This window comes from Streptomyces sp. NPDC048606 (assembly GCF_040650855.1).
Taxonomy (GTDB): Bacteria; Actinomycetota; Actinomycetes; order Streptomycetales; family Streptomycetaceae; genus Streptomyces.
Genome location: NZ_JBEZIB010000009.1, coordinates 39,446 through 64,905, shown reverse-complemented (window position 1 = coordinate 64,905; position 25,460 = coordinate 39,446). Strand labels below are relative to the sequence as shown.

Here is a 25,460-nt window from a genome sequence, read left to right as displayed (position 1 = left end):
CACCGGCCGCGACGCCGCCCCCGCCCCCGGCGCCCCCTCCGGGGCCCCGGGGGCGGGGGCGGCGGGCTTCGACCGGGCCCGCCCCGGCTTCCACACCATGTGGAACGACCTCGCCCCCATCGGCCGCCACCCCGACTCCGGCGGGTACCGCCGCCACGCCTGGACCGGCGCCGACGCCGACTGCCGGGCCTGGTTCCGCGACCAGGCGCGGGCGCGCGGTCTGACGTACGAGGTCGACCGCAACGGCAACCAGTGGGCCTGGCTCGGCGACCCCCTCGCCGGCGACGCCGTCGTCACCGGCTCGCACCTGGACTCCGTCCCCGACGGCGGGGCCTTCGACGGCCCCCTCGGCGTGGTGTCCTCCTTCGCCGCCCTGGACGAGCTGCGCGCCCGCGGCGCCCGCCCGACGCGACCGCTGGCCGTCACCAACTTCGGCGACGAGGAGGGCGCCCGCTTCGGCCTCGCCTGCGTCGGCTCCCGACTCGCCGCCGGACAGCTGACGAAGGAGAAGGCGTACGAGCTGCGCGACGGCGACGGCGTCAGCCTCCCGCAGGCCATGGAGGCCGCCGGGTACGACCCCGAGGCGATCGGGCCCGACCCCGAACGCCTCGCCCGGATCGGCGCCTTCGTCGAACTCCACGTCGAACAGGGCCGCGCCCTCGACCTGTCCGGGGACCGCGTCGGCATCGCCTCCGCGATCTGGCCGCACGGCCGCTGGCGCTTCGACTTCCACGGCGAGGCCAACCACGCCGGCACCACCCGCCTCGTCGACCGTCGCGACCCGATGCTCACCTACGCCGAGACGGTCCTCGCCGCCCGCCGCGAGGCCGCCCTCGCCGGCGCCGTCGCCACCTTCGGCAAGATCGCCGTCGAACCGAACGGGGTCAACGCCATCCCCTCCCTCGTCCGGGGCTGGCTCGACTCCCGCGCCGCCGACCAGGCCACCCTCGACACGGTCGTCACCGCCGTCGAGAAGGCCGCCCGCGAACAGGCCGACCGCGACGGCATCGACCTCGCCGTCGTCCGCGAGTCCTTCACCCCCGTCGTGGAGTTCGAGCACGCCCTGCGCGACGAGATCAACCGCGTCCTGGGCGGCGCCGTACCCGTCCTCGGCACCGGGGCGGGACACGACGCCGGCATCCTCTCCGCGGCCGTCCCGACCGCGATGCTGTTCGTACGCAACCCCACCGGCGTCTCCCACTCCCCGCGGGAGTTCGCCGCCGAGGACGACTGCGTGGCCGGAGTCCTCGCCCTCGCCGACGTACTGGAAGGACTCGCGTGCCGGTGACCGCGCACAAGACGTACTGGCTGGAACACGCCTGGCTCGACCACCGCGTCGAGCCGGGCGTCGCCCTGGAGGTGTCCGCCGACGGCCGCGTCGCCGCCGTGCGCACCGGAACCGACACCCCGCCCCCCGGCGCCGAGGTGCTGCGCGGCCTGACCCTGCCGGGCCTGGCCAACGCGCACTCCCACGCCTTCCACCGGGCCCTGCGGGGCACCGTCCAGGTCGGCTCCGGCACGTTCTGGACCTGGCGCGAGACCATGTACGGCATCGCGCGCAACCTCACCCCGGACACCTACTTCGACCTCGCGCGGGCCGCCTACGCCGAGATGGCGCTCGCCGGCATCACCGCCGTCGGCGAGTTCCACTACGTCCACCACGCGCCCGACGGGACCCCGTACGCCGACCCCAACGCGATGGGCGAGGCCCTGATCGAGGCGGCCGCCGCCGCGGGCATCCGCATCACCCTCCTCGACACCGCCTACCTCGCCGCAGGCTTCGGCGAGGCCCCCAACGCCCACCAGCTGCGCTTCTCCGACGGCGACGCGGACGCCTGGGCGGAACGCGCCTCCGGCCTCAAGGCGCGCGACCACGCCCTGATCGGCGCGGCCGTGCACTCCGTACGGGCCGTACCGGCCGACCAGCTCTCCACCGTCGCCGCATGGGCCCGCGAGCGGGGCGCGCCGCTGCACGTGCACCTCTCGGAGCAGACCGCCGAGAACGAGGCCTGCCTGGCCGCCCACGGGGTCACCCCCACCCGGCTCCTGTCCGAGCACGGGGTGCTCGGCCCGCGCACCACCGGCGTCCACAACACGCACCTCACCGACGCCGACATCGCCCTGATCGGTGGCACCGGCACCGGCACCTGCATGTGCCCCACCACCGAACGCGACCTCGCCGACGGCATCGGCCCCGCCGTACGCCTCCAGCGGGCCGGCAGCCCGCTGTCCCTCGGCAGCGACAGCCACGCCGTCGTCGACCTCCTCGAAGAGGCCCGCGCGATGGAGCTGAACGAACGGCTGCGCAGCCACACCCGGGGCCACTGGACGGCGAACGCGCTGCTCACCGCCGCCTCCGCAGACGGCCACGCGGCCCTCGGCCGCCCCGACGCCGGCCGCCTGGAAGCGGGCGCGCCCGCCGACTTCACCACCCTCGCCCTGGATTCCGTCCGCACGGCGGGGGCGCTGCCCCGGCTGGGCGCCGAGACGGCCGTGTTCGCCGCGACGGCCGCGGACGTCCGCCACACGGTGGTCGGGGGCCGGCACATCGTCCGCGACGGCCGGCACACCCTGGTCGAGGACGTCCCGTCCGCCCTCGCCTCCGCCATCGCGGCCCTGCGCTCCTGACCGCGCCGCCCGCGGCGGGCCCTTCCCCCGCCCCGCGCCCTCCCCGGAGCCGGGCCACGGGGAGGGCGCCGGGCGGCGGGACCCCCAGCTCTGAGAGGAACCTCCCGTGACCACCACCGCCATCACCCACATCGGCAGCCTCGTCACCAACGACCCCGCCCTCGGCGACGGCTCGCCCCTCGGCCTGATCGAGAACGCGGCCGTCGTCATCGACGGCGCCGAGGTCGTGTGGGTCGGCCCCGCCGACCGGGCGCCGGCCGCGGACGAGGGCTTCGACGCGCAGGGCCGCGCCATGGTCCCCGGCTTCGTGGACTCCCACTCGCACCTCGTCTTCGCCGGCGACCGCACCGCCGAGTTCAACGCCCGCATGTCCGGCCGCGCCTACTCCGCCGGCGGCATCCGGACCACGGTCGCCGCCACCCGCGCCGCCTCCGACGCCGCGCTGGAGGCCAACCTGCTGCGCCACCTCGACGAGGCGCGCCGCCAGGGCACCACCACCTTCGAGACGAAGTCCGGCTACGGCCTGACCGTCGCCGACGAGGCCCGCGCCCTGCGCATCGCCGCCGCCCACACCGAGGAGGTCACCTACCTCGGCGCGCACATCGTTTCCCCGGACTACGCCGACGACCCGGCCGGCTACGTCGACCTCGTCACCGGCGAGATGCTCCGCGCCTGCGCCCCGTACGCGCGCTGGGTGGACGTCTTCTGCGAGAAGGGGGCCTTCGACGGAGACCAGGCCCGCGCGATCCTCACCGCCGGCGCCGCCGCCGGACTGATCCCGCGCGTGCACGCCAACCAGCTCTCGTACGGTCCCGGCGTCCAGCTCGCCGTGGAGCTGGAGGCCGCCTCCGCCGACCACTGCACCCACCTGACCGACGCCGACGTCGACGCCCTCGCCGCGGCCCGCGACACCACCGTCGCCACCCTCCTGCCCGGCGCCGAGTTCTCCACCCGCGCCCAGTGGCCCGACGCCCGCCGGCTGATCGACGCGGGCGCCACCGTGGCCCTGTCCACGGACTGCAACCCCGGCTCCTCGTACACGAGTTCCATGCCGTTCTGCATCGCCCTCGCCGTCCGGGACATGCGCATGACCCCCGACGAGGCCCTGTGGTCCGCCACCGCCGGCGGCGCCCGCGCGCTGCGCCGCGCCGACATCGGCCGGATCGCCCCCGGCGCCCGCGCGGACCTCGCGCTGCTGGACGCCCCGAGCCACGTCCACCTCGCCTACCGGCCGGGCGTCCCGCTGGTGCGCGCGGTCTGGCAGCGCGGGGTGCGCGCGGCCTGACCCGTCGACCGCTCCGGGGCCGAGGGCCCGAAGGCCCCGGAGCGGCCGGAATCCGTACGTCCGACAGGCCGTCGATCCGGCCCGTCCCGTGTCTTCCCTCCTCAACGCCCCGGGCGTACCTTGAGCCACCGATCTGATGTGTCGTCAGTAACCTGTGGTCCGAGGAGTGCCGAAGGTGTCCGACCGGAAACGCTCCACCGTGCTCGCGCCGGCCCTCGTCGCCGTCGCCTCCGTCCTGCTCGCCGCCCCCTCGGCCCACGCCGACGTGGTCGACGTCGAGTACAACTGCCAGACCCCCATCGGGGACAAGTCGGCGGTCTCGCCCATCGACATCAAGGCCGTGAAGGAGGGCGACGGCTACAAGCTCACGATGTCCTTCCAGAAGGGCGTCTCCTCCAGCCCCATCGAGCTCGGCAAGGGCGCGATGAACCCCAGCGCCGTGATCATGGCGGACGGGGCCGAGAAGGTCTCCGTGCCGGTCTCCGGGCCGCCCAACCCCGAGGCCGCCCCCGCCAACACCCCCATCAAGATCACCGACCTCTCGGGCACCTACACCCCGAAGAAGAGCGGCAAGGTCACCTTCACCGCCGGCGTGCTGACCATCAAGGCCATGGGGACCACCACCACCTGCACCCCCGGCAACAGCCCGAAGCCCTCCCTCGAACTGGAGGTCACGGCGGCCGGCGGCGGCCAGGACGCGCCCCCGCCCGGCTCCGCCGCCCCGGGGGACACCCTCCCGCAGACGGGTCCCGCCGACTCCGCCCTCGCCCTCGGCACCCTCGGAGCCACCGTCCTGCTCTCCGGGGCCGCCGGGATGCTCTGGCTGACCCGGCGCGGCCGCGGGCCCCGGCACGACCCGTCCTGAACGGAGCGGCCCGGCCATGCCCCAGCCCCCCACCCGCCCCCACCCCGCCGGCGGCCCGCCCCGGTCCGGTGGCCCGCTCCGGTCCGGTACCGCGCTCCGGTCCGGCGGCTCGCTCCCGCCTGGTGCCACGGCCCGGTCCGGCGGCTCGCTCCCGCCTGGTGCCACGGCCCGGTCCGGCGGCTCGCTCCCGCCTGGTGCCACGGCCCGGTCCGGCGGCCCGTTCCGGCCTGGCGGCCTGCTCCCGTCTGGCGCCGCGCTACCGTCTGGTGACTCGCCCCGGCATGGTGCCCCGCTTCGGCCTGGCAACCTGCTCCCGTCCGGTGCCTCGCTCTGGCCCGATGCCCCGCCCCGGTCCGGTGCCGTGCTCCGGTCCGGTGGCCCGCTCCGGACGGCCGCCCGCCCCGGGCCGAGGCTGCGCGCGTGGCTGCGGCCCGCGCCGGGGCTCGCGCTCGCGGTCGGGTTGGTGCTCGGGCTCGTCGCCGCGCCGGCGGTCGCCGCCGACGGGCCCGGCTGGAGCGTCGAACCCGCCGGCGGGCGCCCCGGGGCGCCCGCACGCCCGTACTTCTACCTCGCGGGCACCCCCGGCACCGTGCTGGAGGACCGCCTCGCGCTCACCAACACCACCGACCGCGAACGCGTCGTCACCCTGCGCGGGGCCGACGCCCCCGCCGGGCGCCCCGGCGGGTCCTGGTCCGGGGCCGGGGCCGGGTCCTGGATCGGCTTCGCCGCCGACACCGTGCGGATCCCGCCCCGCACCCGCGCCGTGGTCCCCTTCACCGTCAGCGTGCCGCCCGCCTCCACCCCCGGGGACCACCCCGCCGTCGTCGTCGCCGGCGAGGCCGGCCGCGAGGTCGACGTACGGATCCACCTGCGGGTCGGCGGCCCGACGCTGGCCGCCCTCACCGTCGAGGACGTCTCCGTGCGCGGTCGCGGCGCCGCCACCGTCGTCGCGTACACCCTCGTCAACCGGGGCAACGTCGTCCTCACCGCCCCCGTGCTCGCCCCGGCCGCCCGAGGCCGCCTCGGGGACGTTCCCGCCCCCGCCGCCCGCACCCTGCCCGTCGAGCTCCCGCCCGGCGGGCGGCTCGCGCTGACGGAACCCTGGCCGGACGCCCCCGCCCTCGACCGCGTCGACCTCACCCTCACGGTCACCGCCCCCGGTGCGGCCCCCGCCGGCGCCCGCACCACCGCCTGGTTCCTGCCCGGAACCCCCGCCGCCCGCGCCGGCGCCGGCCTGATCGCCCTCGGCGGGGCCCTCGCGGCCGGGCGGGCCCTGCTGCGCGCCCGCCGGAGCCGCCGCCGACGGGGCGTCGACCCCGACCGCCGACCGGCCCCCGGGGAGGGGCGCCACGTACCGCACCACGAGCTGACGGGAGCCACCAGGTGAGCCGCATGGCCGGCGCGAAGGCCGCCCCCCCGACCACCCCCCACCGGACCGCCCCCCGGGCCGCGGGGCCCCGCCTGCTCGCGGCGCTGCTCCTCGGGGCGGCCCTCCTCGCGGCCGCCCTCCTCACGCCGGCCGGCCCGGCCGCCGCGGACGAGGCCGGGCCCGCGGTGACGCTCTCCCTCCAGGAGGCCGGCCAGGGCACCGAGATCACCGTCGACGGCACCGGCTGGCGGCCGAAGACCATGGTCATGCTGCTGGTCTGCGGCCAGAACATGATCGGCGGCACCAACAGCTGCGCCAACGCCGACGGAGCCGCCGTCTCGGTCGCCGACGACGGCCGCTTCGGGGCCCGGCTGGCCGTCGTCGCCCCGCCGAAACCCTGCCCGTGCGTGGTCAACGTGGCCTCCGTCAACGGGGACGGGGCCACCGTCGCCGTCCCCCTGAGGATCGCCGGCCATCCGGTCGCGGACCTCCCCGCCGAAGCGGGCACCGCCCGGCTCGCCGTGCTCACCGGGGTCCGCCTGAAGGGCGAGGACGGGGTGCTGACCTGGTTCGGGGCGCCGCCCGGCCGCAGGTTCACCGTCACCGTCGGCAACCTGGGCTCCGCCCCCGTCAAGGACCCCGTCTTCCGCCTCGGCACCGCCCGCGGGGTGTTCGCCCCGACCTGGGAGGAGGCCCGCTGGAAGGGCACCATCGCGCCCGGCGGCAAGGCCGAGATCGCCCTCGACGTGGCGCTCCCGGCCGGCGCGCACGGCGACCACACCGTCTCCCTCATGTACGGGGACACCCTGCTGGCCACCCAGCCCTGGGGCGTGGACCGCCCGTACGGGGTGCTGCTGTTTTGGGGCCTGCTGCTGGTGGTGGTGCCGACCGCCCTGTTCCGCGTCGGCATGGCCGTCGTCGACCGGTTCCGGCCGCGACCCGGCGGCGGGTCCGCCGCCGGCCGGCACCGCGGCGGGCGGCTCCCGGACGTGGCGAGCGCCGTGACGGCCCGGCTCCCGAGGATCACGCCCGGACGGGCCCCCGCGCCCACCCCCCAGACCACCACGGCGGTCCTGCCGTGGTTCACCCCGGACAGCGCGCCGGGACCCGCACCACAGGCGTCCGCACCGTCTGAGAACCGTTCGACGACGAAGGGACATTCGTGAAGACCCAACGGAGGGTGAGCGCGGCCCTGACCGCGCTGCTGCTCGGCGGCGCCGCCATGGCCACCGGGGCCGCTCCCGCCCAGGCGGCCGAGACCAGCTTCAAAGTCAAGTGCGTGCCGCCGGCGGGCGGCGGCAGCCCGGTGGAGGGCGAGACCACCGCCAAGGTGACCGCGCCCGCCACCGCGAAGGTCGGTGACGAGGTCGAGGTGTCCTGGGAGACCGTCAAGCCCGCGTCGAACAACACGGACCTGATGGACATCCCGCAGGACTCGGTCCAGCCCACCGGCTGGATCACGGTCGGCGGGGGAGGCGAGCTGAAGGTCGTCGGGGAGAAGAAGAACCCGCCGATCCCCAAGAAGGCCCCGATGCGGATGTCCACGATGAAGGGCAAGCTGAAGCTCACCAAGGCCGGGAAGATCACCCTGACCCCGGGCAAGTACGACGTCGCCGTCACCTTCTCGTTCGGCACGTTCGTCACCAAGTGCGCCCCGACGGGAGCCGTGGGCGTCGGCGCCACCATCGACGTGTCGGCCGGCTCCACGGGCGGCACGACCACCGGCGGCACGACCACCGGAGGCACGACGACGGGCGGGACGACGTCGGGCACCACGACCGGCGGCACGACCACGGGCGCCACGACCGGTTCCACGACGAGCGGCTCCACCACGGGCTCGACCACCGGCTCCACCACGGGCGGCGGCGGTGGCCAGACCGACTTCCCGGGCAAGGCGGTCGAGGTCACGTACGACTGCGGCGCCGTGGTCCCCGGCGGCATCAAGACGCCGGTCACGATCAACGCGAGGAAGAACGGCGGGGGCGGCTACGACCTCACCGTGAAGACCGCCAAGGGAGCCATGGCGGCCCCCATGGCCCTGCCCGCGGGGGCGCTCAAGCCGTCGATGGAGATCAAGCTCGGTGGCGCGGACAGCGGCTCCGTGAAGGTCTCCGGCCCGGCGAACGCGGAGCCCATCGCGGACAAGGCGCCGGTCAGCCTCAACGACATGACCGGCACCTACAAGCCCGGCAAGAGCGGCAAGGTCACGCTGAGCCCCGACCAGCTGACGATCGACGTCACCATGGCCCCCGGCTCCGCCCCCATCGTCGTGCCCTGCAAGGCCGCCGGCAGCGGGGTCTCCCTGGAGCTGGACACCACCGCCCAGCCGGGCGGATCGGGCTCCACCACCGCCGGAGCCGTCGGCTCCTCGGGCTCCGCCTCGGGCGGCCTCGCCGAGACGGGCGCCGAGGACGAGGGCGGCATCAGGGCCCTGGCCCTGGTCGCCGGCACGGTGATCCTGCTGGGCGGCGCGGTCTTCGCCTTCACCCCCTGGCGCCGCCTGCGCGGCGCCCGCCGGTGACCGCGTAGCGACACGGGAACGGCCCGGCACACCTTCCGGTGTGCCGGGCCGTTCACCACGCGCGCGGGGTGCGTCAGTGGACGCTGCCCATGAGGGACTGGACCTTCTTGCGGTACGAGAAGACCGCGAAGCCGGCCAGGACCGCGGCGGCCGCCTCGAAGGCGATCACCCACGTTCCGTTGAGGTCGACGCCGGCCAGGGAGAGCAGACCGGTCGTGCAGTCACCTGCGGTGACCGCCAGGAACCAGACGCCCATCATCTGGGAGGCGTACTTCTGCGGGGCCATCTTCGTGGTGACGGAGAGGCCGACCGGGGAGAGGCACAGCTCACCGATGGTCTGGATCATGTAGATCGAGACGAGCCACATCGGGGAGACCTTGGTGTCACCGCCGGCCATGCCCATCGGAACGATGAAGACGAAGAACGAGGCACCGACCAGCACCAGACCCATCGCGAACTTCACGATGGTGTTCGGCTCCTGGTTCTTGCGGGCCAGCCACAGCCACAGCCAGGCGAAGACCGGGGCCAGGGCCATCACGAACAGCGGGTTCAGCGACTGGTACCAGGTCGCCGAGAAGGCGAAGCCGAAGACGGTGTCGGAGGTCTTGGAGTCGGCGAACAGGGACAGCGTGGAGCCACCCTGGTCGTAGATCATCCAGAAGACGGCGGCGGCGATGAAGAACCAGATGTACGCGGTCATGCGGGACTGCTCGGGGGCCGAGAGGTCCTTGTCGCGCTTGATGCGCGTCAGCACCGCGATCGGGATGATCAGACCGGCCAGCGTCAGCGGGACCAGCGCCCAGTTCAGGGTGTACATGCCGAGGGCGACGACCGCGCCGTAGAAGACGGCGATGACCAGGGCGACGAGGGCGACCTTGGTCAGGACGGCCTTGCGCTCCTCGGGCGACAGCGGGTTCGGGACCTGGCTGCTCTTGGGGCTCAGGTGCTTGGTGCCCAGCAGGAACTGGAGCAGACCCAGGCCCATGCCCGCGGCGGCGAGGGCGAAGCCCAGGTGCCAGTTGTGCTCCTTGCCGATCGTGCCGACGACGAAGGGAGCGACGAAGGCACCGAGGTTGATGCCGATGTAGAAGAGGGTGAAGCCACCGTCACGGCGCGGGTCCTCGGGACCGTCGTAGAGGTGGCCGACCATCGTGGAGATGTTGGCCTTCAGCAGACCGGAACCGGCCGCGACGAGGATCAGACCGACGAAGAACATCGCCTGGCCGGGAATGGCCAGCGACAGGTGACCAGCCATGATCACGAAACCGGCGATGGCGACCGTCTTGCGGGCGCCCCAGACGCGGTCACCGAACCATCCGCCCGGCATGGCCATGAGGTAGACCATGGAGACGTACACGGAGTAGATGGCCGTGGTGGTGGCCGCTGTCATCGCCAGACCGCCACCCTGGCTGCCCGTGGCGGCGTCCGCGCCGCCCGAGACCAGGTAGTAGACGAGAAGGGCGCGCATGCCGTAGTAGGAGAAGCGCTCCCACATCTCGGTCATGAACAGAGTGGCCAGGCCACGGGGGTGGCCGAAGAAGGTCTTCTCGGGCGCCGGGGACGCCGAGTCCTTCGTCAGGCTGGAAGCCATGGTCGATCCTTGCTTGCTCGGGACGCTCGGCTTCGTGAGCTGTTCAGCGCCCGGTGGGGGGTGGCCGGCACCGGCGACGGATGACCCGCCCCACGCCCTGGGGCCTCGTTCCCCGGGTTGTCGGGGTAGAAGGGTCGGCCGTAACCGGGATCCACGCCCTGCGCGCCTCCTCGCGCGCCGGGCCCGGCCCATAGGTCATTCACTGTCATCTGGGCCGGCTGAAACCGACCAGAGCAGAATTTGAGGTTCCTTGCTCGCTTTTCGGCACAAAGATCCCCTGAGTAGTGCATCAGGCGTCTCGCCACCATACGACACGACAGTGCGGCATATGGAAGGACTTGAGAGATGGATCACAGGTCCGCCGGGAACCGATTCGCCATATTCGAAGGCGGTCGTCTACTCATAACCCCAGTTCGAGAGGGGTCTGCGGGCAAGGGTCTCCTTCAGGCCGTCGCGGACTACCATCACCCACATGACGCGTGTACTGCTCGCCGAGGACGACGCATCCATCTCGGAACCCCTGGCCCGCGCCCTGCGCCGGGAGGGTTACGAGGTCGAGGTCCGGGAGGACGGCCCCACCGCCCTGGACGCGGGACTCCAGGGCGGCGTCGACCTCGTCGTCCTGGACCTGGGGCTGCCCGGCATGGACGGCCTGGAGGTGGCCCGGCGACTGCGCGCCGAGGGCCACGGCTTCCCGATCCTGGTCCTCACCGCCCGGGCCGACGAGGTCGACACGGTGGTCGGCCTGGACGCCGGCGCCGACGACTACGTGACCAAGCCCTTCCGGCTCGCCGAGCTGCTGGCCCGCGTACGGGCCCTCCTGCGGCGCGGCGCCTCCGACAGCGCCCAGGCCCCCGCCACCCACGGCGTGCGCATCGACGTCGAGTCGCACCGCGCGTGGATGGGGGAGGAGGAGCTCCAGCTCACCGCCAAGGAGTTCGACCTCCTGCGCGTCCTGGTCCGTGACGCCGGCCGCGTCGTCACCCGCGACCAGCTGATGCGCGAGGTCTGGGACACCACCTGGTGGTCCTCCACCAAGACCCTCGACATGCACATCTCCTGGCTGCGCAAGAAGCTCGGGGACGACGCCGCGAACCCCCGCTACATCGCCACGGTCCGCGGCGTCGGCTTCCGCTTCGAGAAGAGCTGAGACACCCCCCGAGCCATGCGCCGCCGCCTGATCAACTCCACGCTCGCCGTGGTGCTCGTCGTGATCGCCGTGTTCGGGGTCTCCCTGGTCATCGTGGAGACCCGGACCATCACCAGCAGCGCCCAGGACCGCATCGGCTCCGAGGCGCTGCGGCTCCTCGGGATCGTCGAGGCGGACGCCCTCGAACACAAACCGATCGAGGCCGGGGCCCTCGCCGAACAGCTGGACCTCGGCACCTACGCCCGCATCATCGTCCCCGGCCACCCGATCGTCGAGGTCGGCGACCGGGTCGACGGCAGCGTCATCCGGGGTACGGCGCGCGGGGAACAGGGCGAGTTCGTCGTGGTCGAGGAGTCCCGCTCGACCGTCACCCGCGAGGTCGGGCGCACCCTCGCCGTGGTCGGGGCGGTGGCGCTGCTGGCCGTCGTCGCGGCCGTCCTGCTCGCCGTACGCCAGGCCAACCGGCTGGCCTCCCCGCTCACCGACCTCGCGGAGACCGCCGAACGGCTCGGCTCGGGCGACCCGCGCCCGCGGCACAAGCGCTACGGGGTGCCGGAACTGGACCGGGTCGCGGACGTGCTGGACTCCAGCGCGGAGCGGATCGGGCGGATGTTGACCGCCGAGCGGCGCCTGGCCGCGGACGCCTCGCACCAGTTGCGGACCCCGCTGACGGCCCTGTCGATGCGGCTGGAGGAGATCACGGTCACCGATGACCTGGAGACCGTACGGGAGGAGGCGACCATCGCCCTCACCCAGGTGGAGCGGCTCACGGACGTGGTCCAGCGGCTGCTGACGAACTCCCGCGACCCGCGCACCGGCTCGGCGGTCCCCTTCGACCTCGACGAGGTCGTCAAGCAGCAGGTGGAGGAGTGGCGGCCGGCCTACCGCAGCGCCGGGCGGGCCATCGTGAGCTCCGGGAAGACGGGGGTGCGGGCGGTCGGCACCCCCGGGGCGGTCTCGCAGGTCCTGGCGACCCTCGTGGAGAACGCGCTGATGCACGGCGGCGGGACCGTCGCGCTGCGCACCCGGGTGATCGGCAACCAGGCCGTGCTGGAGGTCACGGACGAGGGCCCCGGCGTCCCGCCCGACCTCGGCAACCGGATCTTCGAGCGGGCCATCAGCGGCCGCAACTCCACCGGCATCGGCCTGGCCGTGGCCCGCGACCTCGCGGAGGCCGACGGCGGTCGCCTGGAGCTGCTCCAGGCCCGACCGCCGGTGTTCGCGCTGTTCCTCAGCCGTACGGCGCCGCAGCCGCCGGAACCGGAGGAGACCGTCCGCTGACCCCGACCGGACGGCTCCGGCGGGGTGTTACTGGGCCGCGGGCTCGGGGGTGCGGGGCGCGGCGGGCAGGTCCTGCGCGCCGTCGCGCTGCTCGACCACCAGCGAGGGGGCCGCCGGCGTGGGCAGGGCCTTGAAGACCCAGGTGCGGTAGGACCAGAAGCGGAAGACGGTCGCCACGCCCATGCCGAGGAACTTGAAGATGTTGTTCTGCAGCGAGCTGTCCCAGCCGAAGCCGTACGTCGCCACGTAGAGCACGCCGCTCTCGATGACCATGCCGATGGCGCTGAAGAGGACGAAGAGCACCATCTCGCGGCGACGGCTGCCGAGGTCGCGGTCGCGGTAGGTGAAGTACCGGAAGCCGATGTAGTTCGTGATGATGGCCACCACGATGGCTATGACGTTCGCGCGCACGATCTGAAGGTCCGTCGTGCTCCGGAGCAGGTTGAACACGCCGAAGTTGACCAGGACGCCCAGTCCACCGACTGCGCCGAACTTGATGGCTTCGCGGGCGAGACCGCGAAAACGCTCGGACAGCGGTACAGCTTTCGGCGTGCTCATGTGATGGTTCAGTCCCTGTCGGTCGTCGTCACCCACGGCGTCACGGCCGATGCGCGGGCGTCACTCGAATGCGTCAACCCGTCCATGTTAAGTGTCGCCCCGGGGCGCCGTACGTGCCTTCGCGCCCCGTGCGACGCACGGCACACGGGTACGCGCCAGGCCACGTCCGGATGGCGGAATACCGACGGATACCCTGGAGGCGTGACGTTCCCGGTAGTCGGCATGGTCGGCGGCGGACAGCTCGCCCGCATGACCCACGAGGCGGGTATCCCCCTCGGTATCAGATTCAAGATCCTCAGTGACACACCACAGGATTCGGCGGCCCAGGTCGTGAGCGATGTCGTCATCGGCGACTACCGCGACCTGGAGACGCTGCGCGCGTTCGCGCGCGGATGTGACGTGATCACCTTCGACCACGAGCACGTGCCCACCGAACACCTTCGGGCCCTGGAAGCGGACGGCATCCCCGTCCGCCCGGGGCCCGACGCGTTGGTGCACGCCCAGGACAAGGGGGTGATGCGCGCCAAGCTCGACGAGATCGGCGCGCCCAGCCCCCGCCACCGGATCGTCGCCGATCCGGCGGACGTCGAGGCCTTCGCCGCCGAGGTGGGCGGGTTCCCCGTCATCCTCAAGACGGTGCGCGGCGGCTACGACGGCAAGGGCGTGTGGTTCGTGCGCACGCCCGAGGACGCGCACGCCCCGTTCAAGGCGGGCGTGCCGGTCCTCGCGGAGGAGAAGGTCGAGTTCGTCCGCGAGCTCGCGGCGAACATCGTCCGCTCCCCGCACGGTCAGGCGGTGGCCTACCCCGTCGTCGAGTCCATCCAGGTGGACGGCGTCTGCGACACGGTGATCGCCCCCGCCCCCGACCTGTCCGAGGCCCTCGCCGGCGAGGCGCAGGCGCTCGCCCTGCGCATCGCCAAGGAGCTCGACGTGACCGGCCACCTGGCCGTGGAGCTGTTCGAGACGGCCGACGGCCGCATCCTCGTCAACGAACTGGCCATGCGCCCGCACAACAGCGGGCACTGGACGCAGGACGGTGCCATCACCTCCCAGTTCACCAACCACGTCCGCGCGGTCCTGGACCTCCCCCTGGGCGACCCGCGCCCCCGGGCCCGCTGGACGGTCATGGCCAACGTGCTCGGCGGTGACTACCCCGACATGTACGCGGCGTACCTGCACTGCATGGCCCACGACCCGCAGCTGAAGATCCACATGTACGGCAAGGACGTGAAGCACGGCCGCAAGGTCGGCCACGTCAACACCTACGGCGACGATCTGGACGACGTGTTGGAGCGCGCACGTCACGCAGCCGGCTACCTCAGAGGAACGATCACCGAATGAGCACCACCCCCGCGGGCACGGGCCCCGTCGTCGGCATCGTCATGGGTTCCGACTCCGACTGGCCCGTCATGGAGGCCGCCGCCCAGGCGCTCGACGAGTTCGAGATCCCCTACGAGGTCGACGTGGTCTCCGCCCACCGGATGCCGCGCGAGATGGTCGAGTACGGGGAGCGGGCGGCGGACCGCGGCCTGAAGGCGATCATCGCGGGCGCGGGCGGAGCCGCCCACCTGCCCGGGATGCTGGCCTCGGTCACCCCGCTGCCCGTCATCGGCGTCCCCGTGCCGCTGAAGTACCTCGACGGCATGGACTCCCTGCTGTCGATCGTGCAGATGCCCGCCGGGGTGCCCGTCGCCACCGTGTCCGTGGCCGGCGCGCGCAACGCCGGCCTGCTGGCCGTACGGATGCTGGCCGCGCACGACACGGAGCTGCTGGCCCGGATGCGGGACTTCCAGCAGGAACTGAACGACCAGGCCACCGAGAAGGGCAAGCGGCTGCGGACGAAGGTCGCGGGCGCGGACTCCTTCGGGTTCGGCAAGTGAGCGCCGCGCAGCGCCTGCGCCAGGCGCGTGAGCTGCTGGCCGAGCACCCGGTCGTGGACGGCCACAACGACCTGCCGTGGGCGCTGCGCGAACAGGTCCGCTACGACCTCGACCGGCGCGACATCGCCGCCGACCAGAGCGACCACCTGCACACCGACATCCCCCGGCTGCGTGCCGGGGGCGTCGGCGCCCAGTTCTGGTCGGTGTACGTGCGCTCCGACTACGCGGGCGACCAGGCGGTCAGCGCCACGCTGGAGCAGATCGACGTCGTCGCCCGCCTGATCGACCGTTACCCCGGCGACCTCGTACGGGCGCTGACGGCGGACGACATGGAGGCGGCCCGCGCCGACGGCCGGATTGCCTCGCTGATGGGCGCCGAGGGCGGGCACTCCATCAACAACTCCCTCGCCACGCTGCGCGCCCTGCACCGGCTCGGCGTGCGGTACATGACGCTGACCCACAACGACACCATCGACTGGGCGGACTCGGCGACCGACGAGCCGCGCCACGGCGGGCTGAGCGACTTCGGCCGCGAGGTCGTCCGCGAGATGAACCGTGTCGGCATGCTCGTCGACCTCTCGCACGTCGCCGACACGACGATGCGCGACGCGATCGCCGTCTCGGCCGCGCCGGTGATCTTCTCGCACTCGTCGGCGCGGGCGATCTGCGACCACCCGCGCAACGTCCCCGACGACGTGCTGGAGCTGCTGCCGGCCAACGGCGGCGTGGCCATGGCCACGTTCGTGCCGAAGTTCATCCTGCCGGCGGCGGTCGAGTGGACCCTGGCCGCCGACGAGAACCTGCGCGCGCACGGCTTCCACCACCTCGACACCACGCCGGAGGCGATGGCCCTGCACCGGGCCTTCGAGGCGGGGCGTCCGCGCCCGGTGGCCACCGCCGCCACCGTCGCCGACCACCTGGACCACATGCGCGAGGTCGCCGGCGTCGACCACGTCGGCATCGGCGGCGACTACGACGGCACGGCCTTCACCCCGGCGGGCCTGGACGACGTGGCGGGCTACCCGAACCTGGTGGCGGAGCTGCTGGACCGCGGCTGGTCCCGCGCGGACCTGGCGAAGCTGACCTGGGCGAACCCCGTACGGGCGCTGCGCGACGCGGAAGCGGTGGCGGCCGACCTGGCGGCGACCCGGCCCCCGTCGGACGCCCACCTGTAGCCGTACCCGTCCCCGGCCGGGCCTTCCCGCCGGGCCCTTCCCGCGTTCCGACGCGGGGAAGGCCCGGCGGTCGGCGCGGGGAGAGCGCGGCGCGGGGGAGGGGAAACGGCCCCGAGCGGGCGGACCACCCGATTGCCACACCCGTCGGGCACCCCCCACGCCTCACGTGTCACGGTGGGCACCACTCTCCCTGCCGACTCCGAGACCCCGGAGCGAACGCCATGGCCGACCTGCAGGATGAACCGCAGACCCTCGGCGTCGGCGCCGAGGACCTCCCCGCCGCGACCTCCCCGGCCGGTGCCCTCGACCGCGCCGCCGCCCTGCTCGCCGCACACCCCGTCGCCGACGGGTGCAACACCCTCGTCTGGACCCTGCGCCACAGCCCGTACCACGACATCGACACCCCCGACGGCGGCGTCGACACCGACATCCCGAGGCTGCGCTCCGGCGGCGTGGGCGCCCAGTTCTGGACGCTGCTGACGCCCCACGAGGCGGCCGTCGGCGACCCGGTCGTGTCGGAGACCCTCGAACAGATCGACGTGGCACTCGCCCTGATGCGCCGCTACCCCGACCGGCTGTGCCTCGCGCTGACCCCCGACGACATGGCCGACGCCCGCAACCGCGGACGCATCGCCTCCTTCCTCGGCCCGGTCTCCGGCCGCACCCTCACCGGCTCGCTGGGCGCGCTGCGCGCCTTCCACTCCCTCGGCGTGCGCCTGCTCGCGCCGGCGGGGGCGCCCTGGGCGCAGGAGGGGCTGACGGCCTTCGGCCACGAGGTGGTGCGGGAGGCGAACCGGCTGGCGATGGTGCTGGACCTGACGGGCTGCCCGCCCGTGGCGGCCTGCCAGCTCGCCGCGGCCTCCAAGGCCCCGGTGATCGTCTCGAACGCGGGGGCCGCCGCGCTCAACCCGCATCCGGGCAACGTCACGGACGAGGTGATGCTCGCGCTGCGCGCGGCGAACGGCCTGGTGATGGTCACCTTCGACACCGCGCGCACCGGGGATTCCCTGCACGCGGTCGCGGACCACGTGGAGCACGTACGGGCGCTCGCGGGTGCGCAGGGGGTGGGCCTGGGCGCCGCCTTCGGCGCGGAGCCGGGCACGGCCCGGCCGGCCGGTCTGACCGATCCCTCGGGCTACCCGAGGCTGATCGCGGAACTACTGGAGCGGGGCTGGTCGGAGGCCGACCTGGCCCTGCTCACCTGGGGCAACGCCCAGCGGGTGCTGCGCGACGCGGAGTTCACGGCCCGCGCCGCGCAGCACCGAAGATCCTCTTAGGCCCGTCCGGCCAGTGCGTGCTTCGGCAGGACGGTGGCCTTCCACAGGCGGATGCCGGACCACACGGTGGCGTACAGCAGGAGACCGTTGCGCGCGCACAGCAGGATGGTGCCGAGCGTGGTGTTCTCCAGGATGTCCGAGCCGTACCAGATCGGGAAGATCAGGGTGGTCAGGGCGTTGGCGACGACCAGCAGCCAGGCGATCGGACGCTGGGTGGTGTGCCGGGAGGTCAGGCAGACGGCGGCGAGGCCGAGCAGCCAGATCATGTACTGCGGGCTGATGACCCGGCTGGTGACGGTGAAGACCAGGATGGCGCAGAGCGCGGCGTCGAAGGGCGTCGCGTTCGACCAGCGGTTGGCCTTGACGCGCCACAGCAGGAGCAGCAGGAAGCCGATCACGGTCAGGCCGAGCGAGGCCCGCGCGATGCTCGACACGTACGGGCCGACGTACTCGAAGGCGCCGTACTGGAAGTTGATCTTGCCGGGCCACAGGTCGACGAGGCGGGCGGCCATCAGCGCGCTGCCGCCGAGGGACTCGACCTGCACGCCGCGGTCGCCCTGGTTGCCGAGGAAGCCGAAGGTGTCGCGGAACAGCAGCGCGAAGACGCCGAGCAGCGCGAGGGCGGAGACGACCGCGGAGACGAAGGCCTGACGCGTGGACTTGCCGCGCGGGGTGCCGAGCAGCGTGAGCAGCGGCCACACCTTGACCATGGCGCCGATGCCGGCGATGGCACCGCCGACCAGGGGCCGGTAGCGCAGGAACAGCAGCGAGCCGACGGCGAGCAGCGTGACCTGGATGTCGTAGCGGGCGAACGGGGTGGCCATCATCATCGGCAGCGTGACGAGCCACAGCACCGCGCCGGCCATGCTGCCGTCGTTGCGGCGGGCCACGCGTATCAGGCCGAGCAGCAGCAGGCCGTCGCACAGGACGGTCAGCGCGACGAAGGCCTGGAAGTAGCTGAGGAAGGGGAGCAGGTCGGGCGAGAGGAAGATCGCCGCGGCCGCCGGGGGGTACTGCCACATGATGTCGTTCTGCGGCAGCGTCCCCGTGACGAGGACGTTGTACCAGTTGTGGTAGGTCGCGGTGACCTCCACGCGGACGACGTTCGAGCTGAAGAAGTCGTTGACGAGCATCCAGAGCATCGCTGCCCGGGAGGCCAGCCAGAAGCCCGCGATGCCCCACAGGGCCCCGCGTCCGCGCATGGCTGCTTCGAAGGATCCCCGCCGGTCACGCGTGGCGGGCGCCGCCGTCGCAGATGCGGTGGGGTTGGTCGGGAGGCTGCTGGTCGTGGTCATCGGCCCGAAGTCTACCCAGTCATTTATTCCACTTCTTTGACTGAGGTCGTTCAAAACTGGGTATCGGTATACGCCCTGGTCGGGCCGTCGCACCCGAACTCCCCCAAGGGAAAAGCCGGTACGGGGCCGCCTCGCCGCCCCGCCGCCGCACCCCTTCCCGCACGTGTTCCTACGCGCGCGGTCGCCCCATCGCGCGGTAGGTCCAGCCGGCCGCCCGCCACCGGGCCGCGTCCAGCGCGTTGCGCCCGTCCAGGACGAGCCGGTCGGTGACGGCCTCGCCGAGGACGACGGGGTCGAGCTCGCGGAACTCGCTCCACTCCGTCAGGTGCAGGACGACCTCGGCTCCGCGCGCGGCCTCCAGCGCGGAGTCGGCGTAGCCGAGGGTCGGGAAGACGCGGCGGGCGTTGTCCATGCCCTTGGGGTCGTAGACGGTGACCTGTCCGCCCTGGAGGTGGATCTGCCCGGCGACGTTGAGGGCGGGGGAGTCGCGGACGTCGTCGGAGTCCGGCTTGAAGGTGGCCCCGAGCACGGCGACGCGCTTGCCGAGGAAGGACCCGCCGACGGCCTCGCGGGCCAGCTCCACCATGTGGCCGCGCCGGCGCATGTTGATGGAGTCGACCTCGCGCAGGAAGGTCAGGGCCTGGTCGGCGCCCAGTTCGCCGGCGCGGGCCATGAAGGCGCGGATGTCCTTGGGCAGGCAGCCGCCGCCGAAGCCGATGCCGGCGCGCAGGAACTTCGCGCCGATCCGGTCGTCGTGGCCGATGGCCTCGGCCAGCTTGGCCACGTCGCCGCCGGCCGCCTCGCAGACCTCCGCCATGGCGTTGATGAAGGAGATCTTCGTGGCGAGGAAGGAGTTCGCGGCGGTCTTCACCAGCTCCGCCGTCGGGAAGTCGGTGACCACCAGAGGGCTGCCTTCGGACATCGGGGTCTCGTACACCTCGCGCAGCACCTTCTCCGCGCGCTCGCCCCGGACGCCGATGACGATCCGGTCGGGGTGCAGCGTGTCCCGGACGGCGAATCCCTCGCGCAGGAACTCGGGGTTCCAGGCCAGCTCCACGTCCTCGCCGGCCGGCGCCAGCTCGGCGAGCCGGGCCGCGAGCCGCTCGGCGGAGCCCACGGGCACGGTCGACTTGCCGACCACGAGCACCGGCCGGGTCAGGTGCGGGGCCAGGGACTCCATCGCCGAGTCGACGTACGACATGTCACAGGCGTACTCGCCGTGCTTCTGCGGGGTGTTCACGCAGACGAAGTGGACGTCGCCGAAGGCGCCCACCTCCTCCCAGGAGGTGGTGAAGCGCAGCCGCCCGGTGGAGCCCGGCAGGCCGGCGACGTGCGCGGCGAGGAGTTCCTCCAGTCCGGGCTCGTACATGGGGACCCGGCCCCGGGCCAGCATCTCGATCTTCTCCGGCACCACGTCCAGGCCCAACACCTCGAAGCCCAGCTCGGCCATCGCGGCGGCGTGCGTCGCGCCGAGGTAGCCGGTGCCGATCACGGTGATCTTGAGGGGGGCCATGGGTGCTCCAGAGGTGCGGGGCCGTTTGCGGCACCCGAGCATAGTGCCGCCCCCCGTGGGGGACGCTCTCCGCTGTCACGCAGCTCACGTGCGCGGTACATATCGCCGGCGGGGCGCCGGACACTAAGATTTCGGTTACTTAACGGTAGTTAGCATCACGCATCACACATGGGGAGTGAGAGTCTTGGCGGGTTCTGCCGACTTCGACCTGTACCGCCCGGCCGAGGAGCACGACATGCTCCGCGAGTCCGTCCGCTCGCTCGCCGAGGCGAAGATCCTGCCGTTCGCCGCCGCGGTCGACGAGGAGTCCCGCTTCCCGCAGGAGGCCCTCGACGCCCTGGTCGCAAGCGACCTGCACGCCGTCCACGTCCCGGAGACCTACGGCGGTGCCGGGGCCGACGCCCTCGCCACCGTGATCGTGATCGAGGAGGTGGCCCGCGTGTGCGCCTCCTCCTCTCTTATCCCGGCCGTGAACAAGCTCGGCTCCCTCCCGGTGATCCTCTCCGGATCCGAGGAGCTCAAGGCCAAGTACCTCGGCCCGCTGGCCAAGGGCGACGCGATGTTCTCGTACGCCCTGTCCGAGCCCGACGCGGGCTCCGACGCCGCCGGCATGAAGACCCGCGCCGTGCGCGACGGCGACTTCTGGGTGCTCAACGGCGTCAAGCGCTGGATCACCAACGCGGGCGTCTCCGAGTACTACACGGTCATGGCCGTCACCGACCCGGAGAAGCGCTCCAAGGGCATCAGCGCCTTCGTCGTGGAGAAGGGCGACGAGGGCGTCTCCTTCGGCGCCCCCGAGAAGAAGCTCGGCATCAAGGGCTCCCCGACGCGCGAGGTCTACCTCGACAACGTGCGCATCCCCGCCGACCGCATGATCGGCGCCGAGGGCACCGGCTTCGCCACCGCGATGAAGACCCTCGACCACACCCGCATCACCATCGCCGCGCAGGCCCTCGGCATCGCCCAGGGCGCCCTCGACTACGCCAAGGGCTACGTCCAGGAGCGCAAGCAGTTCGGCAAGCCGATCGGCGACTTCCAGGGCGTGCAGTTCATGCTCGCGGACATGGCCATGAAGATCGAGGCCGCCCGCCAGCTGACGTACTCCGCCGCCGCCAAGTCCGAGCGCGTCGACGGCGACCTCACCTTCTTCGGCGCCGCGGCCAAGTGCTTCGCCTCCGACGTCGCCATGGAGGTCACCACCGACGCCGTCCAGCTCCTCGGCGGCTACGGCTACACCCGCGACTACCCGGTCGAGCGCATGATGCGCGACGCGAAGATCACGCAGATCTACGAGGGCACCAACCAGGTCCAGCGCATCGTCATGGCGCGCAACCTGCCGTAACGCCCCGAGCGCATCCGGCCCACGGCCCCCGGCACCACGTCGGGGGCCGCTGCGCCATGCCCGGGACCGGGCGCCCGCACGGGCCCGCCGCTCACGCAGCGTTTGTAACGATTCCGATCCAGCGGGCGCACGCGGCGCCCCCACCGGCCCCGCCACGACGGCCGCCGCGCCGCCCCGCGCCCGCCCGCACGGGCGGGCCGCCCGCCCCCGCCGGCCACGGGCGGTGAGCGGAAGGTCCGCCGCTGATCAGTGCGTCTTCCGCTCCGACGGCCGAATCCCGCGCGTCCAAAGAGGACGACGCGGGGCGTACGGGCCCCGGCGCGCCGTCATGGTGCGGAACCCGCCGTAACCGGAACGTTGCCGCCGGCGCCCCGCCCGGGCCGCCTCCGGCCTTGGTACTTCCCCGGATGGGCTAACTTTGATGCTTCGTACGCCTGAACCGGTTGGGGAGAGAACAAAATGACGGAAGCGATCCTGCTGGTCGGCGGGCAGGGGACGCGACTGCGCCCCGTGACGGTGAACACCCCCAAGCCGATGGTTCCGGCCGCGGGTGTCCCGTTCCTCGCCCACCAGATAGCCAGGGCCGCCGCCGCCGGTGTCACGCACATCGTGATGGCCACCTGCTACCTCGCCGAGGTCTTCGAGCCCTACTTCGGCGACGGATCCGACTTCGGCATCACTCTCGAATACGTCGTCGAGGACGAGCCGCTGGGCACCGGCGGTGCCATCCGCAACGCCGCCCAGCGCCTGACCGGCGGCCCGGACTCCCCGGTCCTCGTCTTCAACGGCGACATCCTGACCGGCCTCGACATCGCGGGCCTGGTCCAGTCGCACCAGGACGCCGACGCCGACGTCTCCCTGCACCTCGTGCGCGTCGAGGACCCCCGCGCCTTCGGTCTGGTCCCCACCGACTCCGAGGGACGGGTGCTGGCCTTCACCGAGAAGCCGCAGACCCCCGAAGAGATCATCACCGACCAGATCAACGCCGGCTGCTACGTCTTCCGACGCAGCGTCATCGACTCCATCCCGGCCGGGCGACCGGTATCCGTCGAGCGCGAGACCTTCCCCGGCCTCCTCGACTCCGGCGCCAAGCTGCACGGCGTCACCGAGGACACCTACTGGCTGGACCTCGGCAAGCCCGAGTCCTTCGTGCAGGCCTCGGCCGACCTCGTCCGCGGCGTCGTCTCCTCCCCGGCCGTCCCCGGCCCCCGCGGCGAGGCCCTCGTCCTCCCGGGTGCCCAGGTCGCCGACGGAGCCAAGCTCTCGGGCGGTACCGTGGTGGGTGCCGGCGCCCGGATCGAATCGGGTGCGGTCGTCCAGGGCTCGATCGTGCTGGACGGTGCGATCCTCGGCCCGGACACGGTGGTGAGCGCCAGCCTCATCGGCGCCGGCGCCTCGGTGGGCTCGCGCACGGTGGTGAACGGCGCGGTCGTCGGTGACGGTGCCGTCGTAGGGGCTGACAACGAACTTCGCGCAGGGGTGCGGGTGTGGTGCGAGGCTGAACTGCCCGACGCCGCCGTCCGCTTCTCCTCCGACCGGTGACCAACTTCAGTGAGGCACAACCTGTGATAGGCGAGCAGCAGACTTCCCGCGCGACCGACGTCGCGACCACCAAGCTCCCCGACACCTGGGCGCACACGCCGCTCACCGTGGTCATGCCCACCTACAACGAGGCGGGCAACCTCCCCGGCATGGTGGAGCTGCTCATGGGCCTCGACCAGCCGGGCCTGCGCCTGCTGATCGTGGACGACTCCTCTCCCGACGGCACCGGCAAGATCGCCGACGAGCTGGCGGAGGGCTTCCTCACCGAGGACGGCAAGCCCCGCATGTCGGTCCTGCACCGCACCGCGAAGGACGGCCTCGGCCGCGCCTACGCCGCCGGCATGGCCAAGGCCGTCGAGGACGGCGCCGAGTACGTGCTCCAGATGGACGCGGACGGCTCCCACCCGGCCGGCAAGATCGCCGAGATGCTGGGCGTCGCCCGCTCCACCGGCGCCGGTCTCGTCGTCGGCAGCCGCTACGTGCCGGGCGGCACCCTCTCCGACGCCTGGGGCGCGCACCGCAAGCTGCTCTCCCGCTGGGCCAACGCGTACGCGAGCACCATCCTCGGCACCCGCGTCCGCGACATCACGGGCGGCTTCAACCTGTGGAGCGCCCCCGCGCTGAAGGCCATCGACCTCGCGTCGATCGGCAGCGCCGGCTACAGCTTCCAGGTGGAGATGAAGTACAAGGCCCTGCGCCGCGGCTTCCAGGTGATGGAGGTCCCGATCCACTTCGAGGACCGCACCGTCGGCGAGTCCAAGATGAACCTGGCCGTCCAGCTGGAGTCCATCGCGATGCCGTGGAAGCTGCGCGCCCGCGCCGGCAAGTGACCCACGCGCACACCCGCGCATGAGGAAGGGGCACCCCCTCGGGGGTGCCCCTTCCTTCTTGTACCGACCCTTCTCGTGCCGACGGCCCCGTGCCCGCCCCTACGGAGCGCCCTGCGCGGCCTTCCGGGCGGGCCGCTCCCCGTCCCGCCCGCGCGGCGGACGGCTCTCCAGGAACCGCTTCAGGCGTCCGGAGAGCGGCCGTTCCACGAACCGTTGGATCAGCCAGGACGCCAGCACCATCACGGCCATCGCCGACAGCATCAGCGTCCACGGCTCGACGTCCTTGTGCCACTTCGCGAGCAGGGTCACCCCGATCTGCTGGTGCAGCAGGTAGAGGGGGTAGGACATGGCGCCCGCGACCGAAAGCCAGCGCCAGTCGACGCGGTCCAGCCATCCGAGGGCCACCGCGGCCATGACCACGTAGGCCAGGGTCACGATGAGCAGGCACATCTCCCAGGAGAGCCGGTCGCCCTTGACCGTGTTCCAGCGCACGATGTCGTTCAGCCAGCGCTGCATCAGCAGCCAGGAGAAGGCCAGCAGCACCCACGGCTCGCCGGCGCGCGGCCCCTCGCGGCGGATCAGGTAGAAGCAGATGCCGGAGATGAACAGGGGCGAGTAGTCCGGGTTCGCCAGGACGTGCAGGATCGGCAGGCCCGAACCGGGCGCCAGCAGGGACAGGACGGTCCAGATCCAGCAGAAGTTCAGCACCTTGCGGTACGTCAGCCCGGTCCAGGCGACCACCGCGAAGATCAGGTAGAAGCGCACCTCGGACCAGAGGGTCCAGTACGAGGGGTCCAGCGGGGCGGAGCCCAGCGGGGTCTGCACCATCGTCAGGTTGGTCAGGATCTGGCTCAGCCCCGGGCCCGCGCCCCCGAAGGGCTTGCCCACGGCCAGCAGCACGCCCATGGTGACCAGGACGCAGAACCAGTAGGCCGGCGCCAGGCGGATCACGCGGCTGCGCAGGTAGCTGCCGAGCGGACGCCCCCACGCGGACATGCAGATCACGAAGCCGCTGATCATGAAGAACAGCTCCACGCCGAGCCAGCTGTAGCGGCCCACCACGGTCAGCCAGCCGAACTCGTCGCGCCCCCACACCTCCTGGCGGGTGTAGTGGTGCACGAGCACCAACACCGCCGCCAGGATCCGCAGTCCGTCCAGGATCCGCAGCCGGGGACGGGCGGGGGGCGTCGAGGAGCGGGCCTGTCCGGGCACGGAGGCCCCGCCGGCGACGGGACGGCCGAGGGGGGTCTCGTGTGGTCGCTCGCCGTCCTCCCGCCGGTCGTCGAGGACGTGCGGGGACGGATGAAGGGACATGGGAGGCTCCACGGGCAGGACGGACGCGTGCCCGCATGTGCGAC

21 protein-coding genes are annotated in these 25,460 nt (G+C 72.8%); 16 read left to right on the top strand and 5 right to left on the bottom strand.

The window, feature by feature from the left end; genetic code table 11:
- Positions 1-97: 97 nt before the first annotated feature.
- From AB0D01_RS12075 to AB0D01_RS12045, 7 genes are all read left to right on the top strand, one after another.
- On the top strand, positions 98-1,288 hold the full coding sequence (locus AB0D01_RS12075) for an allantoate amidohydrolase (protein ID WP_363055161.1): 1,191 nt from the start codon (positions 98-100) through the stop codon (positions 1,286-1,288).
- Entirely contained in the window at positions 1,285-2,628 is a 1,344-nt protein-coding gene (locus AB0D01_RS12070; RefSeq protein ID WP_363055016.1) for a formimidoylglutamate deiminase, read from the top strand. The genes AB0D01_RS12075 and AB0D01_RS12070 overlap by 4 nt, the downstream gene beginning before the upstream one ends.
- 106 nt (positions 2,629-2,734) lie before the next feature.
- Positions 2,735-3,913: an imidazolonepropionase gene (gene hutI / locus AB0D01_RS12065; protein WP_363055015.1), complete on the top strand. Its 1,179-nt coding sequence runs from the start codon at positions 2,735-2,737 to the stop codon at positions 3,911-3,913.
- Between the two features lie 175 nt (positions 3,914-4,088).
- A complete protein-coding gene (locus tag AB0D01_RS12060; protein WP_363055014.1) occupies positions 4,089-4,778 on the top strand; it encodes an LPXTG cell wall anchor domain-containing protein in 690 nt (229 codons plus the stop codon).
- A gap of 361 nt (positions 4,779-5,139) precedes the next feature.
- Positions 5,140-6,165 (top strand): hypothetical protein, encoded by a 1,026-nt coding sequence (locus tag AB0D01_RS12055; RefSeq protein ID WP_363055013.1) that lies wholly within the window; start codon positions 5,140-5,142, stop codon positions 6,163-6,165.
- A gap of 5 nt (positions 6,166-6,170) precedes the next feature.
- Entirely contained in the window at positions 6,171-7,313 is a 1,143-nt protein-coding gene (locus AB0D01_RS12050) for a hypothetical protein (RefSeq protein WP_363055012.1), read from the top strand.
- Entirely contained in the window at positions 7,310-8,668 is a 1,359-nt protein-coding gene (locus tag AB0D01_RS12045) for a hypothetical protein (protein ID WP_363055011.1), read from the top strand. The genes AB0D01_RS12050 and AB0D01_RS12045 overlap by 4 nt, the downstream gene beginning before the upstream one ends.
- A 73-nt stretch (positions 8,669-8,741) precedes the next feature.
- Here AB0D01_RS12045 and AB0D01_RS12040 read toward each other — a convergent pair whose 3' ends face one another.
- On the bottom strand, positions 8,742-10,259 hold the full coding sequence (locus tag AB0D01_RS12040) for an oligopeptide:H+ symporter (protein ID WP_363055010.1): 1,518 nt from the start codon (positions 10,257-10,259) through the stop codon (positions 8,742-8,744).
- A gap of 472 nt (positions 10,260-10,731) precedes the next feature.
- Here AB0D01_RS12040 and AB0D01_RS12035 point away from each other — a divergent pair, with 472 nt between their 5' ends.
- On the top strand, positions 10,732-11,409 hold the full coding sequence (locus AB0D01_RS12035; protein ID WP_363055009.1) for a response regulator transcription factor: 678 nt from the start codon (positions 10,732-10,734) through the stop codon (positions 11,407-11,409).
- Positions 11,410-11,424: 15 nt separating this feature from the next.
- Entirely contained in the window at positions 11,425-12,690 is a 1,266-nt protein-coding gene (locus tag AB0D01_RS12030; protein ID WP_363055008.1) for an ATP-binding protein, read from the top strand.
- Positions 12,691-12,717: 27 nt separating this feature from the next.
- Here the strand turns inward: AB0D01_RS12030 and AB0D01_RS12025 are convergent, their stop codons facing one another.
- The gene (locus AB0D01_RS12025; protein ID WP_363055007.1) at positions 12,718-13,248 is read right to left on the bottom strand and encodes a GtrA family protein; all 531 of its coding nucleotides are present in this window, start codon (positions 13,246-13,248) and stop codon (positions 12,718-12,720) included.
- Between the two features lie 201 nt (positions 13,249-13,449).
- On the opposite strand from AB0D01_RS12025, the gene AB0D01_RS12020 reads away from it, so the two are divergent.
- The 4 genes from AB0D01_RS12020 to AB0D01_RS12005 all read left to right on the top strand — a co-directional run bounded on the left by AB0D01_RS12020 (position 13,450) and on the right by AB0D01_RS12005 (position 17,580).
- Complete coding sequence (locus AB0D01_RS12020; protein WP_363055006.1) at positions 13,450-14,589, top strand: 5-(carboxyamino)imidazole ribonucleotide synthase; 1,140 nt, start codon at positions 13,450-13,452, stop codon at positions 14,587-14,589.
- On the top strand, positions 14,586-15,128 hold the full coding sequence (purE, locus tag AB0D01_RS12015) for a 5-(carboxyamino)imidazole ribonucleotide mutase (RefSeq protein ID WP_363055005.1): 543 nt from the start codon (positions 14,586-14,588) through the stop codon (positions 15,126-15,128). Before AB0D01_RS12020 ends, purE begins: the two co-directional genes overlap by 4 nt.
- Positions 15,125-16,303: a dipeptidase gene (locus AB0D01_RS12010; RefSeq protein ID WP_363055004.1), complete on the top strand. Its 1,179-nt coding sequence runs from the start codon at positions 15,125-15,127 to the stop codon at positions 16,301-16,303. The genes purE and AB0D01_RS12010 overlap by 4 nt, the downstream gene beginning before the upstream one ends.
- Positions 16,304-16,524: 221 nt before the next feature.
- The gene (locus tag AB0D01_RS12005; protein ID WP_363055003.1) at positions 16,525-17,580 is read left to right on the top strand and encodes a membrane dipeptidase; all 1,056 of its coding nucleotides are present in this window, start codon (positions 16,525-16,527) and stop codon (positions 17,578-17,580) included.
- On the opposite strand, the gene AB0D01_RS12000 is transcribed toward AB0D01_RS12005, so the two are convergent.
- The gene (locus AB0D01_RS12000) at positions 17,577-18,875 is read right to left on the bottom strand and encodes a glycosyltransferase family 87 protein (protein WP_363055002.1); all 1,299 of its coding nucleotides are present in this window, start codon (positions 18,873-18,875) and stop codon (positions 17,577-17,579) included. The genes AB0D01_RS12005 and AB0D01_RS12000 overlap by 4 nt on opposite strands.
- Positions 18,876-19,044: 169 nt before the next feature.
- Positions 19,045-20,388, bottom strand: coding sequence for a UDP-glucose/GDP-mannose dehydrogenase family protein (locus AB0D01_RS11995; protein WP_363055001.1), 1,344 nt, complete (start codon positions 20,386-20,388; stop codon positions 19,045-19,047).
- 184 nt (positions 20,389-20,572) lie between these two features.
- Here AB0D01_RS11995 and AB0D01_RS11990 point away from each other — a divergent pair, with 184 nt between their 5' ends.
- From AB0D01_RS11990 to AB0D01_RS11980, 3 genes are all read left to right on the top strand, one after another.
- Positions 20,573-21,730 carry an acyl-CoA dehydrogenase family protein gene (locus AB0D01_RS11990; RefSeq protein WP_363055000.1) on the top strand — a complete coding sequence of 386 codons (1,158 nt, stop codon included), beginning with the start codon at positions 20,573-20,575 and terminating at the stop codon, positions 21,728-21,730.
- Positions 21,731-22,189: 459 nt separating this feature from the next.
- Positions 22,190-23,272 carry an NDP-sugar synthase gene (locus tag AB0D01_RS11985; protein WP_363054999.1) on the top strand — a complete coding sequence of 361 codons (1,083 nt, stop codon included), beginning with the start codon at positions 22,190-22,192 and terminating at the stop codon, positions 23,270-23,272.
- A 113-nt stretch (positions 23,273-23,385) separates the two neighbouring features.
- The gene (locus AB0D01_RS11980) at positions 23,386-24,102 is read left to right on the top strand and encodes a polyprenol monophosphomannose synthase (protein WP_363055160.1); all 717 of its coding nucleotides are present in this window, start codon (positions 23,386-23,388) and stop codon (positions 24,100-24,102) included.
- 99 nt (positions 24,103-24,201) lie between these two features.
- On the opposite strand, the gene AB0D01_RS11975 is transcribed toward AB0D01_RS11980, so the two are convergent.
- Positions 24,202-25,416, bottom strand: coding sequence for an acyltransferase (locus AB0D01_RS11975; RefSeq protein WP_363054998.1), 1,215 nt, complete (start codon positions 25,414-25,416; stop codon positions 24,202-24,204).
- Between the last annotated feature and the right edge of the window lie 44 nt (positions 25,417-25,460).

Bases quoted from the DNA above. Each gene is read 5' to 3' on its own strand.
- AB0D01_RS12075 (WP_363055161.1), top strand. From the start codon at position 98: ATGTGGAACGACCTCGCCCCCATCGGCCGCCACCCCGACTCCGGCGGG.
- AB0D01_RS12050 (WP_363055012.1), top strand. From the start codon at position 6,171: ATGGCCGGCGCGAAGGCCGCCCCCCCGACCACCCCCCACCGGACCGCC.
- AB0D01_RS12040 (WP_363055010.1), bottom strand. From the start codon at position 10,259: ATGGCTTCCAGCCTGACGAAGGACTCGGCGTCCCCGGCGCCCGAGAAG.
- AB0D01_RS12035 (WP_363055009.1), top strand. From the start codon at position 10,732: ATGACGCGTGTACTGCTCGCCGAGGACGACGCATCCATCTCGGAACCC.
- AB0D01_RS12030 (WP_363055008.1), top strand. From the start codon at position 11,425: ATGCGCCGCCGCCTGATCAACTCCACGCTCGCCGTGGTGCTCGTCGTG.
- AB0D01_RS12025 (WP_363055007.1), bottom strand. From the start codon at position 13,248: ATGAGCACGCCGAAAGCTGTACCGCTGTCCGAGCGTTTTCGCGGTCTC.
- purE (WP_363055005.1), top strand. From the start codon at position 14,586: ATGAGCACCACCCCCGCGGGCACGGGCCCCGTCGTCGGCATCGTCATG.
- AB0D01_RS12005 (WP_363055003.1), top strand. From the start codon at position 16,525: ATGGCCGACCTGCAGGATGAACCGCAGACCCTCGGCGTCGGCGCCGAG.
- AB0D01_RS12000 (WP_363055002.1), bottom strand. From the start codon at position 18,875: ATGACCACGACCAGCAGCCTCCCGACCAACCCCACCGCATCTGCGACG.
- AB0D01_RS11995 (WP_363055001.1), bottom strand. From the start codon at position 20,388: ATGGCCCCCCTCAAGATCACCGTGATCGGCACCGGCTACCTCGGCGCG.
- AB0D01_RS11985 (WP_363054999.1), top strand. From the start codon at position 22,190: ATGACGGAAGCGATCCTGCTGGTCGGCGGGCAGGGGACGCGACTGCGC.
- AB0D01_RS11980 (WP_363055160.1), top strand. From the start codon at position 23,386: ATGCCCACCTACAACGAGGCGGGCAACCTCCCCGGCATGGTGGAGCTG.
- AB0D01_RS11975 (WP_363054998.1), bottom strand. From the start codon at position 25,416: ATGTCCCTTCATCCGTCCCCGCACGTCCTCGACGACCGGCGGGAGGAC.